The organism is Arcanobacterium wilhelmae (assembly GCF_029632765.1).
In the GTDB taxonomy this organism is placed as follows: Bacteria; Actinomycetota; Actinomycetes; order Actinomycetales; family Actinomycetaceae; genus Arcanobacterium; species Arcanobacterium wilhelmae.
In genome coordinates this window covers 1-12785 of sequence record NZ_CP121247.1, presented here as the reverse complement: position 1 = coordinate 12785, position 12785 = coordinate 1, and the positions used below count along the sequence as shown (strand labels likewise).

The 12785-nt window shown below is 59.5% G+C and carries 9 protein-coding genes and 2 tRNA genes; 1 reads left to right on the top strand and 10 read right to left on the bottom strand.

The features are described 5' to 3' along the window. Positions 1–216: 216 nt before the first annotated feature. Entirely contained in the window at positions 217–471 is a 255-nt protein-coding gene (locus tag P8A24_RS00055; protein ID WP_278058463.1) for a hypothetical protein, read from the top strand. A gap of 38 nt (positions 472–509) precedes the next feature. Here the strand turns inward: P8A24_RS00055 and P8A24_RS00050 are convergent, their stop codons facing one another. The 10 genes from P8A24_RS00050 to dnaA all read right to left on the bottom strand — a co-directional run bounded on the left by P8A24_RS00050 (position 510) and on the right by dnaA (position 12785). After that, positions 510–1592 carry an IS1249 family transposase gene (locus P8A24_RS00050; protein WP_278058460.1) on the bottom strand — a complete coding sequence of 361 codons (1083 nt, stop codon included), beginning with the start codon at positions 1590–1592 and terminating at the stop codon, positions 510–512. A 457-nt stretch (positions 1593–2049) separates the two neighbouring features. Continuing rightward, positions 2050–2122: transfer RNA gene (locus P8A24_RS00045), tRNA-Ala, on the bottom strand. Between the two features lie 146 nt (positions 2123–2268). Beyond that, positions 2269–2342 (bottom strand) — tRNA-Ile (locus P8A24_RS00040). Between the two features lie 94 nt (positions 2343–2436). After that, the gene (locus P8A24_RS00035; RefSeq protein WP_278058458.1) at positions 2437–2856 is read right to left on the bottom strand and encodes a DUF3566 domain-containing protein; all 420 of its coding nucleotides are present in this window, start codon (positions 2854–2856) and stop codon (positions 2437–2439) included. 27 nt (positions 2857–2883) lie between these two features. Beyond that, on the bottom strand, positions 2884–5499 hold the full coding sequence (gene gyrA / locus P8A24_RS00030; protein WP_278058456.1) for a DNA gyrase subunit A: 2616 nt from the start codon (positions 5497–5499) through the stop codon (positions 2884–2886). 12 nt (positions 5500–5511) lie between these two features. Continuing rightward, on the bottom strand, positions 5512–7539 hold the full coding sequence (gene gyrB / locus P8A24_RS00025) for a DNA topoisomerase (ATP-hydrolyzing) subunit B (protein ID WP_278058454.1): 2028 nt from the start codon (positions 7537–7539) through the stop codon (positions 5512–5514). Positions 7540–7825: 286 nt separating this feature from the next. Next, positions 7826–8410: a DciA family protein gene (locus tag P8A24_RS00020; protein ID WP_278058452.1), complete on the bottom strand. Its 585-nt coding sequence runs from the start codon at positions 8408–8410 to the stop codon at positions 7826–7828. After that, positions 8403–9773, bottom strand: coding sequence for a DNA replication/repair protein RecF (gene recF / locus P8A24_RS00015; protein ID WP_278058450.1), 1371 nt, complete (start codon positions 9771–9773; stop codon positions 8403–8405). The genes P8A24_RS00020 and recF overlap by 8 nt, the downstream gene beginning before the upstream one ends. Next, the gene (gene dnaN / locus P8A24_RS00010) at positions 9774–10910 is read right to left on the bottom strand and encodes a DNA polymerase III subunit beta (protein ID WP_278058448.1); all 1137 of its coding nucleotides are present in this window, start codon (positions 10908–10910) and stop codon (positions 9774–9776) included. 351 nt (positions 10911–11261) lie between these two features. Beyond that, positions 11262–12785: a chromosomal replication initiator protein DnaA gene (dnaA, locus tag P8A24_RS00005; RefSeq protein WP_278058447.1), complete on the bottom strand. Its 1524-nt coding sequence runs from the start codon at positions 12783–12785 to the stop codon at positions 11262–11264.

Sequence of the window (12785 nt, the reverse complement as noted above, 5' to 3'; positions counted from 1 at the left end):
GATAATGAATATAGAATCGTCTCACATGTGTAAGCTAATCCATCTCATACAAAACATCCAACCTTTGAAGGATTGAATGAATTCAATATTGGTTGCTTTGATGTCGGCCAAGGCTGGAATCTCAGCTTGACAGGTCCGATTCACTACAAACGTGTGACACCCTAACCGTGCGGGGCGGGAATGCACAGAATTCAGAATTCTAAGGAAAGGTGAACTATGACGATTGACGAATTGAAAGAATATGTCAACGCGAACGCGAAATACCGCGATTCCTATTCCATAGACGAAGGACTAAAGAACGACGCTCTCATTATCGAACAAGTCCACGGCCGGTTCGTCATCTATTACTACGAGCGTGGATCACGAAGTTCTGAAAAATGGTTTGATACTGAAGAAGCCGCGGTTGCATATTTTCTTCACGATTTCAAGGAAACTGATGCCTATAGGACAAAACGTGTTGTTTTGGTTTAGTCGTTGGATTGCCATTTGACTGCGGTGTGGAATTCGTTCTACTCCGCTCCTGTTCCCCACATGTTGAGTTCTTCTTGCGCGGCGCGGCGATCATGGGCGAGCTGATACATGGCAACGATCTGCTCGTCCGTGACCGTGTGTGCCAAGAGCTGGGCAGGTGGTAGAGGGTCAGGAGTGTGGAGGTAACACCACCACGCAACCGCTTTAATCCGCCGCTGCAGACACATTCCTCGATGAGTCCGGAGCATAGTCCGTAACAGGGTATTGCTTCCTCCCTCGATCTGGTTCGACGTCGCGGGGATCACCACACCCGCTCTCGCAATCAGATCGGGGTCAAGGAACGTAAACAGTAACCCGCTCTTCATCAACGCGTTTAACGAGTTCTTCGCATCAACAAGGTGTCGATGAGTATTGACGATCCTCCCGTCCGCAAGCTTGGTCTTTTGAGTAAGAAACTCAGCCCACGACGCATTCCACGCGGTCAACTCGCTTCTCCATGCGTGAGCTTCCTGGGGTGTTTTGACTTTCAGTAAGGCTTTCGCGATCGCATACAACTCCACTCCCGCATTCGTCCTAGGCCTGGTCGTGGTTTTGCGTTTAACTGCGTTAAACGCGTGAAACACACACCGCTGGACGCGGGTAGTTGGCCATTCTTGACGCAGGGCTTTCATGATCCCGCTCCCGCCATCACACACCACCACGCACGAGGCCGCGATCCGTGAAAACAATGCTGACCAAGCTCCCGCATGCTCACTACGAGCCATATGCCAGCCGATCACATGGGTTTTCGTACACGCGATCAGCATCACCACGTTACGGGCGAGGTAAATCCCGTCAACAAAAACAACAGGATGGACCTCGTCAACGAGTGGAGCTGTTGGCCATAAACGCCAAAACTCTTCAAACCGTCGCCTGGCAGTACGTCCGTATCCAGACAGGTCACGGTAGACCACCTTTCCCACAATAAACGCGAGGAAAGTAGCGAAATATCGGGCGCGGACATTATTGGCCCTGGAGGCTATCGCCCCGCAATTCGTGCAACGGAAACGCCGGCGTCCGGCCGCTGTCGTGCCGTGCTTGATCATCGCCAGTCCACAGATGTTGCATGAAGGATTACCCATCCCTCAATTCAACCCAGTCAAAGCCCGACTTTCCCGCGCGATACCAGGCCAAACCCCCAGTAAAAACAACACGAAATGTCCAACCAAAAACTCGAGTCAAAACGACTTTTCAGCCCCGAAACCCCGGCACACCAACGAAAAACCCGAAGAAAAACAACACGACAGGTCCAATAGGCCGCACTTACCTTCGCTCTGCGCACGCGCAGGCGTTCGTCTCGTGCTAGGAAAACCGCTGCGCGGTTTTCCGCACCTCGACGATGAGCAAGCCCAAGCGTTTACGCTTGAGGCATGCGAAGAGGAAGAGGTTGAGGGAGCGAAGCAACCGACACAATTTCGGCGCCCTCACTGACGTTTCACATCAGCACGGGCTTCGCCGCATTATCCTCCGCTGCGAGCAAGCTCGCGCTGCGGAAATACAGCGAAGCCCGGACGGCTACGCCGTTCGGGCTTCTCATTGTGGAGCTAAGGGGACTCGAACCCCTAACCCCCTGCTTGCAAAGCAGGTGCGCTACCAATTGCGCCATAGCCCCATATTGAATTATTCGGGATCAGTCACCTTCACCCACGCGGCCTCGCGTTCGCGGACCTCGAGCCACTTCACGAAAACGCCATATCCTACCGCCGCTAGAACAACAGCTGAGAGAACTTTCTTCATGGCATCCCCTTCAGTGGACTGTGGGCCTAGATGGACTCGAACCATCGACCTCTACATTATCAGTGTAGCGCTCTAACCAACTGAGCTATAGGCCCAAAACCGCGCCCCTCAAGAAGGGCACCCGTAAAGAATAGCGCACCCGGCTCCCCACAATCAAATCGGAGAACCGGGTGCGCGTTACAAATCACATTACTCGTCGGAAACCGTGAGAGTCACGCCGCCCACCAGCGACGCCACCAGGTTGTAGATTAACGCCATCACCGCGCCAAGCGCCGTGAACAACACGATCTCAATCACGGCCACCACCACAGCGAACGGGATAAAGCGCCCGAACTGCATGTATTGCGCCAGCTCAATCAGCCGCGGCTCGCCGAGAGTAACGATCAGGTCCGTCACCTGGCTCCACACGTGCATCGAATCCAGAACCAGCCACAATACAGTTGCTGCCACCACGATCATGATGCCAAGCGCCACGGACAGCAGGAACGACAGCTTCAGCGCCGACCACGGATCGACTTTCGTCACCGTCATCTTCACGCGGCGAATGCCCACATTGACCGTGGTGGGCTTCTTCGCCACGGGTGCGGTTTGAGTGGTTTGCTCGCTCATTTTTTACCCTTCGTGTTTGCGCTGGCCTTACTTGGCCTCGTCGTTAGATTCTGCCATGTCCGCGGCCGAGTCGGTAATCGTTTCCGAGTTTTCTCCCGACGCCGGTGCGCCAGCTGCGCCATCGGTAACGGCACCTTCAACGCCGGTAAGGTCATCGGCGTCGTCGGTTTCCTCCTCCGCCTCCAGGTTCAACGCAATCGCCATGACGCGGTCTTTCTTGTCCGGGCGGGCGAACGTGACACCCTGGGTGTTGCGGCCGGTGAGGTTCACTTCGTCAACCGAGGAGCGAACCACCTTGCCAGACTCCATGATCACGAGTACTTCGTCGCCCGGCTGTGTGATGAGCGCACCCACCAGATCGCCGCGAGCCTCCACCAGGTTCGCCACCTTGATGCCCAGGCCGCCGCGGCCCTGCAGGCGGTACTGCTCCACCTGTGTGCGCTTCGCGAAACCGCCTTCAGTCACAACGAACACCTCAGAATCGTCGCGAACCACTTCCATCGTGAGCAGCTCATCGCCGTCGCGGAACTTCATTCCGGTGACGCCGGAGGTGCCGCGACCCATCGGGCGCAGCGCCTCGTTCGTCGCCTTGAAACGCAGCGACTGCCCCTTCTTCGAAACGAGGAGCAGATCGTCGCCCTCGTTCGCAAGCTTCGCCGAGACCACCTGATCCACGTTACCCTCGGCGTCCTCGCGCAACTTGATCGCGATCAGGCCGGCCGAACGCGGCGAATCGTAATCCGACAGCTTCGTCTTCTTAATCATGCCGGACTTCGTCGCGAGCACCAGATACTCCGCCTGATCGTACGAACGCAACGAAATCGCGGAAGCGATCGTTTCACCCGGCTGGAACTCCAGCACATTCGCAATGTGCTGGCCCTTCGATTCGCGCGAACCCTCAGGAATCTCGTAGCCCTTCGCGCGGTACACGCGGCCCATGTTCGTAAAGAACAGGTGCCAATCATGGGTGGAGGCAATGCCGAAGTTGGTCACCACATCGTCCTCGCGGAGCGTGGCACCCTTAATGCCCTTGCCGCCGCGGTGCTGAGCACGGTACTCACTCACCTTCGTGCGCTTGATATAGCCCGAGCGGGTGATCGTAATGACCACGTCTTCTTCCGTGATCAGATCTTCAACGCTTACTTCGCCGTCGTATGGGAGGATCACCGTGCGGCGATCGTCGCCGTACTTGTTGACGATCTCGGCGAGCTCTTCAGAAATGATCGAGCGCTGGCGCTCCGGCTTGGCGAGAATATCGCGGTAATCTTCAACCAACGCGAGCTTTTCGTCGCGCTCGTCGATGATCTTCTGGCGCTCGAGGGCGGCCAGGCGGCGAAGCTGCATCGCGAGAATGTGATCGGCCTGGATCTCGTTGATGCCCAGCAGGTCCATCAAACCCTCACGCGCCTGATCCACAGTGGGCGAGCGACGGATCAACGCGATCACTTCGTCGAGCATATCGAGGGCTTTCACCAGGCCCTCCAAGATCATCAAACGCTCGAGGGTCTTGTTCAGACGGTACTCGGTACGCCTGCGGATCACGTCCACCTGGTGCATGGTCCAGTGGTGAACGAAACCATCGAGCGAGAGCGTTCGCGGCACGCCGTCCACCAGCGCCAGCATATTCGCCGGGAAGTTGTTCTGGAGTTGCGTGTGCTTGAAGAGGTTGTTCATCACCACCTTCGGCACGGCATCCTTCTTCAAAACGATCACAATGCGCTGGCCGGCGCGGCCGGAGGTTTCGTCGCGGATATCGGCGATGCCGGCGAGGCGGCCATCCTTGATACCCTCAACGATCTTGTCCAGCAGGCGATCCGGGTTCACCTGGAACGGCAGATCGGTGACCACGAGGCACTGGCGGTTGTTGATTTCCTCGACCTTGACCACTGCGCGCTGCGTAATCGAGCCGTGGCCGGTGCGGTACATCTCCTCGATTCCCTTGGTGCCGAGAATCGTTGCACCAGTGGGGAAATCCGGGCCCTTCACACGAAGCAGAAGCGCGGCGAGCAACTCCTCGCGGGTGACATCTGGGTTCTCCAGGTACCACTGCACGCCCGCGGCCACTTCGCGCAGGTTGTGTGGCGGAATACGGGTTGCCATGCCGACGGCGATGCCCTCGGAACCGTTGACCAGCAGGTTCGGGAAACGCGAGGGAAGGACGACGGGCTCTTGAACCGAGCCGTCGAAGTTCGGCTCAAAATCGACGGTGTTTTCGTTGATGTCGCGCACCATCTCCACCGCGAGCGGGGCCATGCGGGCCTCGGTGTATCGAGGAGCTGCCGCGCCGAGATCGCCGGCGGTGCCGAAGTTACCCTGGCCGGCCACCAGCGGGTAACGCATCGCCCACGGCTGCACGAGGCGAACCATGGTGTCGTAAATGGCGGCGTCGCCGTGGGGGTGGTAGTTACCCATCACGTCGCCGACGATCTTCACCGACTTCGAGAACGACGAATCGGGGCGGTAGCCGCCGTCCCACATCGCGTAGATCACGCGGCGATGAACGGGCTTCATGCCGTCGCGTACATCAGGTAGCGCGCGGCCCACGATCACGCTCATCGCGTAGTCGAGGTAGGAGGTCTCCATCTCCTTTTGGAGATCAACATCCAGGATATGTCCGTGGTTGTACTCAGTTGTTTCGCTCATTATCTTCTACCCTCAGATATCCAGGAATCGAACGTCGTGTGCGTTGCGCTGAATGAACCCGCGCCGCGAGAGCACGTCCTCGCCCATGAGGATCGAGAACGCCTCGTCGGTTGCCGCGGCCTCGCCGATCGAGACGCGCTTGAGCGTACGGGTTTCCGGATTCATCGTGGTGTCCCACAGCTCGGAATCGTTCATTTCACCCAAGCCCTTATAGCGCTGGATGCCCTGGCCCTCAGCCTTGGGGAGCTTCTTCCCCTCTTCCAAACCGGCCTTCAGCACGGCGTCGCGCTCCTTGTCGGAGAACACGTACTCGTGCGGCGCGTTCGACCACTTGATGCGGTAGAGCGGCGGCATCGCCAGGTACACGTAGCCGTGTTCGATCAGCGGCTTCATGTAGCGGTAGACAAGCGTCAGAAGCAGGGTGGCGATGTGCGCGCCGTCCACGTCCGCGTCCGCCATGAACACGATCTTGTGGTAGCGCAACTTCTCGATATCGAACTCTTCGCCCACTCCGGTGCCGAACGCGGTGATCAGCGACTGGATCGACTCCGAGGACAGCGCACGATCCAGGCGCGCCTTTTCGACGTTGAGGATCTTGCCGCGGATCGGCATGATCGCCTGGTGCTGCGGATCACGGCCGTTCACGGCCGAGCCGCCTGCCGAATCGCCCTCGACGATGAAGATCTCGGAATCCTCCGGGTTGCGTGAGGTGCAGTCCTTGAGCTTGCCCGGCATGGACACAGACTCGAGCACCGACTTACGGCGCGTGGCCTCACGGGCCTTGCGCGCCGCCTGGCGAGCGGCATAGGCTTGAGTTGCCTTGCGGATGATTTCCTTGCCTTCGCTCGGATGAGAATCGAGCCAGTCCGTGAGCTGGGCGTATGTTTGCTGCTGCACGAACGTACGTGCCTCGGTGTTGCCCAGTTTCGTCTTCGTTTGGCCTTCGAACTGCGGCTCGCCGAGCTTAACGGAGATGACGGCGGTGAGGCCTTCGCGGATGTCGTCACCAGAGAGGTTGGAATCCTTTTCCTTGAGCAGGCCCTTGTCGCGGGCAAACTTGTTCATCACCGAGGTGAGCGCGCTGCGGAAACCTTCCTCGTGTGTACCGCCCTCGGTGGTGTTGATCGTGTTCGCGAACGTGTGCAGAGTTTCCGAATACGATTCGGTCCACTGCATTGCCACCTCAACGGCGATCTTGAGCTCTTTGTCTTCAGCTTCGTAGTAGATCGGCTCCGGGTGCACCGGGGTGGATTTTTTGGTTTCCACCAGGTACTTCACGTAGTCGTGGAGGCCATTGTCGTAGCGGTAGGTCACTTCACGGTGGCCCGACGTCGGGGCCTCTTCGCCAGCTACTTCGTCGCCTTCCGCAACCGCTCCGGTTCGCTCCTCGATGAGGGTGATGCGCAGCCCCTTGTTGAGGAAACACATCTGGTGGAAGCGACGGCGTAGGGTTTCGAAATCGAATTCGGTAGTTTCGAAGATCTCCGGGTTGGGCCAGAAAGTCTGAGTTGTGCCAGTTTCTTCTGTCGCTTCGCCCTGCTCGAGAGGGCCGAGCGGCACGCCGTTTTCGTAGCTGATGCGCCACACGTAACCGTCGCGGCGGACTTCAGTATCCATACGAGTGGATAGCGCGTTCACCACTGAAATACCCACGCCGTGCAGGCCGCCGGAGACCGCGTAGCCGCCGTCGCCGAACTTACCGCCGGCGTGCAGCACAGTCATCACAACCTGAACTGCGGAAACGCCCTGGGTGGGGTGGATGCTCACCGGGATGCCACGGCCGTCGTCGCTCACGCGCACACCGCCATTTTCCAGCAAAGTCACCACAATGTTGGACGCGTAGCCGGCCATCGCCTCGTCTACCGAGTTGTCCACGACCTCGTACACCAGGTGGTGCAGGCCGCGCTCACCGGTGGAGCCGATGTACATACCTGGGCGCTTGCGGACGGCCTCGAGACCCTCCAGAACCGTAATATCCCCGGCGTCGTACGAATGCTCCGGCGATACCTCGCCAGGACGATGCTTCTTTTCCTCTGCCACGAACGAATTTCTCCTCGCACAACGGAGCCTTGACGATGTGTCATAGCTCTCATCAGCGCCGAAAAGCGCCCTGTGAGAGCCGTGGGGGCCGTTGCGCTACCCCCCTACACACACAATTGACACTTTATTCTAGCCTATTTTTTGGCACTTTTCGAGATTCTGGAGCCGTTTTCTGGGCGGCGATGTGCACTTCCTGGCTCCAGCGCCTTCCCGACGACGCCGGTGCTCAACTCGCGCCCGATTCGGCACGTTACCTGCGCCCTGACGTCGTCGGGGACGTGCGGGTTTAGTCGTACGTGTCGCGCACACCCCGGCCCTTCACGCTCCAGCCGCCCGTATTCCAATTTGGGCGCCCCAGCGGCGAGCCGATCACGATTTCCTTCACAACGCCTTCACCGAGCTCTTTCGCCAAGCGCGCGTCCAGATGCCCAAGCAACGCCCGCAACTGAGTTTCCCAACCGACGGTTCGCGCGCGGATCGTCAAAACCCCACCCTCGAAGCTCTCAAAAATCGCGTTTGCCGCCACAGTTTCGCCCACAATCTGCGGCCACCTCGCCCCGACGTCGGCGACCTCGAGCCGCGTTCCCCAGCCGCGCTCGCGCACGAGAGCCGCCGCAAGTTCGCCAAGCGTGTGCGGATCGCGCCAAGATTTGTGAGCGCCCGAGCCCACATCCTGGCCCGGGTGCGGCACGAAAACGTCGTCGCCGAGCTGCCCGGGCCGCTCTTTGACGGTTTCCGCCGCGGGGCGCCCCTTGGGGCGATACCCGCGCTCGGCCATCATTTTCTTAGCGCGGGCAAGAAGCTGCAGAGGCAACGCGTCGCCATATTTTTCCACCGCGGCTTTACGCGCCGAACTCCGAGCGTCACTCATCGCCATCGCCTTCCTCGGCCGATTCGGAAGCACCTTCGACCTTAGGCTCGGCTTGCCCGCGAGTGAAGTTTCCACCGGCTGAAACGACGCCGTCGGTGCCAGCCGCGCCCGCGACGTCGGCGGGCATGCTCGCAACTCGCGCACCGGCGTCGGCAGAAGTAACAGTTCCTCCGGCGACGACGAAGCGCGCGCCTGCGAGCGAGGGCGGGAGGTCGTCGCCAACTGCGGCTGTGACGAAAACCTGCTCCGCGTGCGCGACGATCGCGGCAAGCCGCTCGCGGCGGCGCGAATCGAGTTCGGCGAAGACGTCGTCGAGGATGAGGATCGGCTCGGCGGAATCCGCCCACTCGCCGCTCTCGTGGGTGCGGAGCAGCCGCCACATGCCGAGCTTGAGCGCGAGCGCGTACGACCAGCTCTCGCCGTGCGAAGCATAACCTTTCGCGGGTAGCGTGCCGAGCGTGAGGCGCAGATCGTCGCGGTGGGGACCCACCAGATTCACGCCGCGCTCGATTTCCGCACTCCGATGCTCGGCGAGCGCCTGGGTGAGCAGCTCACTCACGGCTCCGACGTCGGCGAGGGCGCCCTCGTGCTCGGCGACGGCGTTCGCCACCGCTGGATCCGCAAGCTGAAGCGGCTCGGGCAGCGTATACCCCGTGCGCTTGTCCACATTCGCCTCGTAGTCGATGCGTGCGTGGCCCTTCCCACCCGATACCAACTCGTAGTAATCGGCCACAAACGGGCGCAAACCCGCCACAATCTCGGCGCGGGCCGCCACGATCTGGGCACCGAATTTCACCAACTGCGCATCCCAGACGGAAAGCGTGGACGTATCTGGTTCGGTTCCGCGTCGCTTCGCTTTTTGCAGGTGCTTGAGTAGTGCACCGCGCTGGCGCAGCACTTTCTCGTACTCGGCTTTCACGGCTGCGAGTCGCGGACGGAACTGCACCATCAAATCGTCGAGGAATGCACGGCGATCGCCCGGATCGCCCTTGACCAGCTCCAGATCCTCCGGTGCGAACATCACCGTTCGTACCAACCCGAGCAGATCGCGCGGGCGGGCGTTTCCCCTGTTGATCCGCGCGCGGTTCGCTTTGCCCGCAATGATTTCGAGCTCGAGCGTAACCGGCGAAACCCCGCGAACGACCTTCGCGCGGACCACGCCGGCGGAGGCGCCTTGGCGCACCAGCGCCGCGTCCGCAGCAACCCGATGAGAGGAAAACGTTGACAGGTAGCCGATCGCCTCCACGAGGTTCGTCTTGCCCTGCCCGTTTTCGCCCACGAATACGGTGATTCCGGGCTCAAAAGCGAGAACGACCTCTCGGTAAGACCGGAAGTCGTTCAGCGCAAGATTGGAAACGTACACTCAGTTCGTTCCGAACGTGCGGATCGGCATCAAGAGCAGGCGGAAATCCTCGTTCGGGCCGTCCTTCTCGCTCTCGCCTGTGAGAACCGCGGGCTTCGTGGGCTGGGTGAAGCTCAGGCGGACCTGCTCTTCGGTCATCACGTTCACGCCGTCCTGGAGCAGAGTGGGGTTAAAGGCCATCTTGATTTCTTCGCCCACCAGGGTGGCTTCGATCGCGTCCGCGAACTGCGCCTTATCACCAGCGCCGGCTTCCAGCGTGAGCTGGCCATCGGTGAGCGTGAGGCGCACGGCCGAATTCTTTTCCACCACGAGCTTCGAGCGCTTAATTGCATCAAGCAGTTCCACCCGGTTGATCAGTGCGTGGCCAGAAACCTCAGACGGGAACAGCGAACGCACCTGCGGGTATTCGCCGTCGATGAGCTGGATCGTGTTCTGGCGGCCGCCGGCCGAGAAGCCGATCAGGCTGACTCCGGCTTCCTCGCGCAACGACACTTCGATCGGGCCTGCCGAATCGAGCGCCTTCGCCACATCGAGTAGGCGCGATGCGCGAACGAGGATGCGGGTGGAGAGGTTGGCATCCGTAGCATCCCACTTAAGATCGCGGACGGCCAAACGGTAACGATCCGTTGCCATGAGCGACATCGAGTTACCCTCGATCTCAATACACACGGACACGAGCATGGGGAGGGTGTCGTCGTTCGAGGCGGCGATGGTCACCTGGCTCACGGCTTCCTGCCACAGCGAGCCGTCAACCTTGCCGATCACCGGAGGCAGCTCAGGAAGCTCGGTGTAATCCTCAGTAGCCATGGTCTTCATCGAGAAGCGCGAGGATCCGCACTCGATTTCCAGCGTGGTGCCGTCCAGCGTGAGCTCAATCGGCTTAGTAGCGGGCAGAGCGCGAACGATATCTGCTAAGAGGCGGCCACGAACGAGGACTTCGCCGGCTTCTTGAACGTCTGCCTCAATATCGACGTGTGAGGTGATGTCTGAATCACGTGAGCCCAGCGAGACTGTGCCGTCTTCTTTAGCGACCAGCTTCATTCCAGCGAGGACCGGCACTGCCGGACGGTTCGGAATGGTACGGCTAGCCCAAGTGACTGCCTCGGCAAAGATGCCGTGATCCACTGAGATCTTCACGCCTGACCTACTTTCGCTTCGCTCGGTGCACACACAGTGCAGGTATAACTACCAACACTTTACGCCAAAGCCGCGCTTGGTGCCGCCCCCGATCAGTCGGTGGCCGCACATTTTTCACTCGGCTTTAACAAAGGTAGAAGTAGTAGTAGGGGATGTGGAAAATGCGGAAAAATAGATTTTTCGGCGCCGATCTGGGGAAAAACCCTGTGGATATGTGGAGGAAAAATCTGTGGAAAATTCGCTACCCCTGTGGATGGGACACTTTCGAGTGCGATTTATCCACACATTCACAGAAGTTTTCCACAGCAAATTCTGACTTATCGACGCATTACTCACACGGGTTGTGGAAAGCTACGAATTTTGTTCCTTCGCCATGTTTTTAATCAGCGCAGTCAGCTCTGAGACCTGGTTAAACACCGCCTGCCGTTCGGCCATCAGGGCCTCCACCTTGCGCAGCGCGTTGAGTACCGTGGTGTGATCGCGGCGGTTGAACACCTCGGCGATCTTCGGCAGCGAAAGATCGGTCATCTCGCGGCACAGATACATGGCGATGTGACGAGGCATGGTCAGCGATCGCGTGCGCGCCGGCGATTTGAGGTCCGCAGCCGCGATCCCGAAATATCCCGCAACCTGGGCCATGATCATCGCTGCGGAAATCGTGACGTTCCCCGGATCGGAGATCATGTCTTTGAGTACGGTCTCGGCCATTTCGAGCGAGACAGGCTCGCGCGAAAGATCGGCAAACGCCGTCACTCGGCGAAGCGCGCCCTCCATTTCTCGCACGTTGGTGGTCATCCGGGAGGCGATGAACTCGATGACATCGCGCGGAACCTTCAAGTTGTCGCTCGCTGCCTTTTTATCCAGGATCGCGATACGCGTCTCGAGGTTCGGAAGGTCGATATTCGTGGTGATTCCGGAGGCAAAACGCGAAATCATTCGCTCCTCGAAACCGGACAAGAGCTTGGGGGCGACGTCGGAGGTGATGACGATCTGCTTGTTCGCCGTCGACAGCGCGTTGAACGTGTGGAAGAACTCCTCAATGGTGCGATCTTTCGTGTTCATGAACTGGATGTCGTCGATGAGGAGGACGTCCACGGTACGGAACTCGTCCTTGAACGCGGATTGTTTACCGTCGCGAAGGGCATTAATAAAGAGGTTGGTGAACTGCTCGGCCGAAACGTAGAGCACCTTGCGATCTGGGGAGAGCTGCAGGGTGTAGTTCCCGATCGCGTGAAGGAGGTGGGTTTTCCCCATTCCCGAATCGGAGTAGAGGAACAGCGGGTTGTAGGAGGTCCCTGGCGCTTCGGAGACGGCGAGCGCCGTAGCGGCCGCAAACTTATTCGACTCGCCGATGACGAAGTTGTCGAACGTGTAGCGCGGGTTCAGGCCTGCCCGCTCTTGCTGCTCGACAAGGGCACTTTGTTGCGCGAGCACCGAGGGATCGTTGTCGTCGAGTTCCGCTTCAGGGGTGTACCCGTACACGTCGTAGGACGGCTCGAGCGGCTCACCTGCTGGAACGCCTCCGGCGACGCGCAAATTGCGTTCGGTTTCCGACGCCGGCTGGGTGGTTGGTGCCACCGGTTGCGGTGGCGCGGCGGCCGGCTCCTCGTTGACAGACGGATCGACAGAAATCATGAGCTTGAGTTCGCGCCCAAAAATTTCCGACAGTTGCTGCGACATCACTGCCGAGACGTGCTCGGTAATCCAGTTGCGGACGAATTCGGATCCGACGGCAATCATGAAGATGTCGTCGACGACGGCGAGTGGGTGGGCCATGCGGACAAAGGCCTCTTGGGAGCTCGAAAGACGTGAATCTGCGAGCAAAAGCTCGGTTGCAGCGTTCCACGCGTCGCGCGCTGGCGATCCTTCGGCCAT

Bases quoted from the DNA above. Each gene is read 5' to 3' on its own strand.
- P8A24_RS00055 (WP_278058463.1), top strand. From the start codon at position 217: ATGACGATTGACGAATTGAAAGAATATGTCAACGCGAACGCGAAATAC.
- dnaA (WP_278058447.1), bottom strand. From the start codon at position 12,785: ATGGCCGAAGGATCGCCAGCGCGCGACGCGTGGAACGCTGCAACCGAG.
- P8A24_RS00035 (WP_278058458.1), bottom strand. From the start codon at position 2,856: ATGAGCGAGCAAACCACTCAAACCGCACCCGTGGCGAAGAAGCCCACC.
- gyrA (WP_278058456.1), bottom strand. From the start codon at position 5,499: ATGAGCGAAACAACTGAGTACAACCACGGACATATCCTGGATGTTGAT.
- P8A24_RS00020 (WP_278058452.1), bottom strand. From the start codon at position 8,410: ATGAGTGACGCTCGGAGTTCGGCGCGTAAAGCCGCGGTGGAAAAATAT.
- P8A24_RS00050 (WP_278058460.1), bottom strand. From the start codon at position 1,592: ATGGGTAATCCTTCATGCAACATCTGTGGACTGGCGATGATCAAGCAC.